General features: G+C 70.0%; 6 protein-coding genes. 4 read left to right on the top strand and 2 right to left on the bottom strand.

Translation table 11 applies throughout. The features are described 5' to 3' along the window. Window positions 1-442 precede the first annotated feature (442 nt). The 4 genes from DD1DGNOD_RS23770 (at window position 443) to DD1DGNOD_RS23755 (ending at window position 3,071) form a co-directional block, all read left to right on the top strand. Window positions 443-850 (top strand): hypothetical protein, encoded by a 408-nt coding sequence (locus DD1DGNOD_RS23770; RefSeq protein ID WP_131767003.1) that lies wholly within the window; start codon window positions 443-445, stop codon window positions 848-850. A 93-nt stretch (window positions 851-943) separates the two neighbouring features. After that, on the top strand, window positions 944-1,555 hold the full coding sequence (locus DD1DGNOD_RS23765; RefSeq protein WP_131767002.1) for a DUF305 domain-containing protein: 612 nt from the start codon (window positions 944-946) through the stop codon (window positions 1,553-1,555). 137 nt (window positions 1,556-1,692) lie between these two features. Next, window positions 1,693-2,097 carry a BlaI/MecI/CopY family transcriptional regulator gene (locus tag DD1DGNOD_RS23760; protein WP_131767001.1) on the top strand — a complete coding sequence of 135 codons (405 nt, stop codon included), beginning with the start codon at window positions 1,693-1,695 and terminating at the stop codon, window positions 2,095-2,097. Further along, the gene (locus DD1DGNOD_RS23755; protein WP_131767000.1) at window positions 2,094-3,071 is read left to right on the top strand and encodes a M56 family metallopeptidase; all 978 of its coding nucleotides are present in this window, start codon (window positions 2,094-2,096) and stop codon (window positions 3,069-3,071) included. The genes DD1DGNOD_RS23760 and DD1DGNOD_RS23755 overlap by 4 nt, the downstream gene beginning before the upstream one ends. 148 nt (window positions 3,072-3,219) lie before the next feature. Here the strand turns inward: DD1DGNOD_RS23755 and DD1DGNOD_RS23750 are convergent, their stop codons facing one another. Both DD1DGNOD_RS23750 and DD1DGNOD_RS23745 read right to left on the bottom strand, forming a co-directional pair. After that, on the bottom strand, window positions 3,220-3,594 hold the full coding sequence (locus tag DD1DGNOD_RS23750) for a hypothetical protein (protein ID WP_131766999.1): 375 nt from the start codon (window positions 3,592-3,594) through the stop codon (window positions 3,220-3,222). A gap of 133 nt (window positions 3,595-3,727) precedes the next feature. Continuing rightward, a partial coding sequence (locus DD1DGNOD_RS23745) for an integrase core domain-containing protein (RefSeq protein WP_165036992.1) occupies window positions 3,728-3,997 on the bottom strand: 270 nt, incomplete at its 5' end.

The raw sequence follows: 3,997 nt of genomic DNA, 5'->3' as shown, positions 1-3,997 counted from the left end.
CTTCCAGCTTGGCCCAGAAGCCCCTGCCGGAGTCGACGAACGGGTCGCTCACCCACACCACCGGGGTAGATCCCACCAGCCGGTCCGGCCGAGGTGCACCCGCCGGCCCGGCACCCGGCGCGGGACAGCACAGGCGCGCGAACCACCTTGAACGATCGGGTGACGGTGCGGGCACGGGCTCCGCTCCCCTCTAAAGCTTGGCCGCCGGACCTCCGAGCAGATCAACCACTACGTTACGTAGTAGTTGCTCTCCGGAATGCCGCCGCCTGCGTGGCCTTGTCGTGGCCCTCGACTAGAGGGCCTTCGGCTGCCACAGCGAGGGCGAAAAGGGATGGTGGTCCTTCCTGGGCGACGTCTCGCGCGTGCCCACGGGCGAAACGTCGTGGAGCCAACAACTAGCTGCCGTAGTAGTCTCCGGGCGGCGGACGCGGGAGAGGGTGACGTGACGCGCTGCGAAGCACCGGCACGACACGGCGGGCCCTGGGCTCGACTCACGCTCGTGTCGGCCGTCCTGCTCGGACTGCTGGCGATGCATGCCGGCCTAGCCGCGCAGGCGCACGCGCTCGCCTCGCCACCCTGCGCCGAGGGAACCGATCACGACGTTCCCCGACACCGGTGCCACCCGCACGAGCCCGGGGCCGAACACCACCTCCACCAGGGCGCGCTCTGTTCGGCGCTGTTCCGTGACGACCCCGAACCGGTTCCTCACGACGGCGAACTGTACGGCCCGTCAAGCACGGCTACCTCCTTCGACGCTTCCGCCTTCGACAGGACGCGTGGCGACCCACCGGAGACGCCGCCGCCTCGGCACGCGACCGACCTGTCTGTCTACTGCGTGTGGCGGCTGTGAGCGGACCGTCGTCGGACGCCGCGCACGCCTATCGGCGCGCTCGACGGCTCCGGCCTCAGCTCCGTTGGCAACCCGATACCCCGAGGATGACTCGTGCGAAGAAGACACCACCTTGGACTCGCCGCTGCCGCACTGGCCCTGACCGCCACGCTCGCGGCGTGCGGGAGCAACGACACCCCGACGGCACCTTCGTCCGCCACAGCAGCAAGCAGCAGCGAGGCCAGCGACAGCGACCACAACGACGCTGACGTGATGTTCGCCCAGATGATGATCCCGCACCACCAGCAGGCCGTGGAGATGGCGGCGCTGGCACCCGACCGGGCCGCCGACCCGGCGGTGCTCACGCTGGCCGAGCAGATCGGGACCGCCCAAGCACCGGAGATCGAGACGATGACCGGCTGGCTGGAGGCGTGGGGCGAACCCACCGCCATGCCCGGCGCCGGGGACCACGGCGGCGGCCACGGCACCGACGACACGGGAATGATGTCGGAGGACGACATGACCGCTCTCCGGGAGGCGTCCGGCCCGGCCTTCGACCGCATGTTCCTGGAGATGATGATCCGGCACCACGGGGGCGCGATCGAGATGGCACGCGCCGAACAGCGGGACGGGCAGTCCCCCGACGCCATGGCCCTGGCGAGGACGATCGAGTCCACGCAAGCCGCAGAGGTCGAGACCATGAAGGGCCTGCTCGGTACCGGATAACCGGACAGTGCCCTGGGGTGCCGGCGCGGCCGGGTGCCCCAGGGCACCTCGGGTGCCGAGTGCGACACTCGGCACGACGACGGGAACGTCGGTCGCGGCGAGGGACCTGACGACCTGACGACCGGAAGGGCGGAACGGTGGAACGGCTGGGAGACCTCGAAGCCGAGGTCATGGACCAGGTGTGGGCGGCCCGCGGCCCGGTCGCCGTTCGCGGCGTACGCGACGCCCTGCACCGCACGAGGCCGCTCGCCTACACCACGGTCATGACCGTCATGGACCGGCTGTTTCACAAGGGGTGGCTCGTCCGAGAGCACGTCGGGCGCTCCTACCAGTACCGCCCCGCGCTCAGCAGGGGCGAGTACACCGCCAGAATGATGCGGGACGTGCTGTCCACGACCGACGACAGGGGGCTGGCGCTGCTGCACTTCGTCGACACTATGGACCCCGCCGAATACGAGGCACTCCAGGAAGCCCTGCGCTGGCACCAGAGCCGCACCCCTCGGGCAGCCCGCTCGCCACGCGTCGAGGACGAGACCTTGTGAGTCTCGCCCTCCTGGTCGCCTATGTCGCCGTCGCCGGCGTCCTGTTCCCTCGCCAGCTCGCCCAGGCCGGATGGACCTCGCACGCCCCCCGACTGGCCGCAGGAACCTGGCTCGCCGCGGCTGCATCCGTCGTGAGCGTCGCGTTGCTGGCCGCGGCAGTCCTGGTGGCTCCGCTGCACACCGTCGGTGACGTCTTCGTCCTCCTACTCCAGGGCTGCGGCTGGCCGCCGCAACCGCGCGCGCCGGCCGGACCGAGCGAGTACGCCGGACTTGTCATCATCAGCTGGATGGTGGGCAGGACCGCTTACTCGGGCTACGTGGTCTGCCGAGCAGCGCGACGCGAACGTCGTCAACATCGCTGCGACCTCCAACTGCTGGGCGAGCCAGTCGGAACCGGTGTGGTCGTCCTCGACCATCCGCAGCCAAGCGCGTTCTGCGTCCCCGGCGACGGCGGACACGTCGTGCTGACCCGAGGCGCCCTGGACGTCCTCTCACCCGCGGAACTGACAGCCGTCCTCGCTCACGAACGAGCCCACCTCAGCGGCCGTCACCACGTCATCGTCCTTCTCCCCGCCATCCTCGCCACCGCGTTCCCACGCATGCCGCTGTTCACCCTCGCCCTCAGCGAGGTCCGGCGGCTGGTTGAGCTCGCAGCCGACGACAAGGCACTGCGCCGCGCCACCCCGATCACCCTTGCGCAAGCCGTCCTCCGGCTCGCCGCACCCGCCTCGGCCCGGCACCCGGCCACGAGCACGCTCGGCGCGACTGGCACCGCAACCACCGAACGCGTCCTTCGCCTCGTCGCCCCACAGCCTCGCCACACCCGGCTCGCCCTGCTCTCCAGACTGTTGGTCGCCGCCGCGTTCGCGGCCCTACCGCTGGCGGCTGTCACCCTGCCAGCCGTCACCGATCTCGCCTACCACTGCATCGAAGTCACCCCGTCACGTCCTCTCGCTGAAGTCGATCTCAGGTAGACAACCCGATGGGCCGCAGGGCTCGCACCACTCAGCCGTCTCGTGAGGACGAGGCACATCAGCCTTTGTCCCGCGGCCTACGGGCTGATCGACTCGTCACGGCGGGCTGCAACGGGGCGTCCGGGATGCCCTCGGTGCAGGGAGCGAGCTACTCGGCGGTCGTCCTGCGGTCGGCGAACGCGCTCGTCAACTCGGCCTTGTACGCCGCGATACAAACGGCCGCGAGACGCTCGCAGGCTGCGGGCGGCAGGTCACTGGGCCGCGCGGGCCGGCGGTCCGACGTAGGCACGCCATCGGCAGCCAGGGCCGCTGCCTCGTCGCGGTGCCGCAGGCCGCGGGTCACCTCGCCGAGGATCTCGGCCAGGTATCCGATCAGGTCCAGCGACATCGGAGTGAGCGTGTCGTAGTCCAACGTCATCGTCGCCATGCCGATCACGTCGGCCAGGCCCGAGATCAGGCCGAGCTGTCCGTGCATGGCCTCGCCCTGCTCTGGAGTCCACATGGTCGGTGGCGTCGTGCTCATGGTCCCCCTTCGGGCGTTGGCCCCGGGCCAGCGCCGGCTCGGTCGGCCTCGTCTTTTGATCAGGATGGCAGGGCCATCGAACAGGTGTCCTTGTGGGGTGCCAGAACTCGGTTACCGGCGTTGACCTGGTCTTTTAGGCGGCTCGTTCGTATTCGTTGATCAGGCCGCCGAGGACAGGCCGGCGCTTGATCCGTTCCTGGGTCAGGTCGGCGACGGGGTGGTCGGGCCGTGGTGGTTGAAGGTCACGGCCGTGGTGGGGGCGTCGTCCGTTGTAGTGGGTCGCGTACTCGGCCAGAACGGTGCGCAGGTGCCACCCGCTGAAGATCATCATCCGGTCGGTGACCTCGGTCCGGACCGTGCGGACGAACCGTTCCGCGTAGGCGTTCGCCCGCGGAGTTCGGGG

Source organism: Candidatus Protofrankia californiensis, assembly GCF_900634765.1.
Taxonomy (GTDB): Bacteria; Actinomycetota; Actinomycetes; order Frankiales; family Frankiaceae; genus Protofrankia; species Protofrankia californiensis.
This window is presented reverse-complemented; position numbering and strand designations above follow the sequence as displayed.

What these genes read in the sequence shown, in the direction of transcription:
- DD1DGNOD_RS23750 (WP_131766999.1), bottom strand. Translation starts at nt 3,594, where the DNA reads ATGAGCACGACGCCACCGACCATGTGGACTCCAGAGCAGGGCGAGGCC.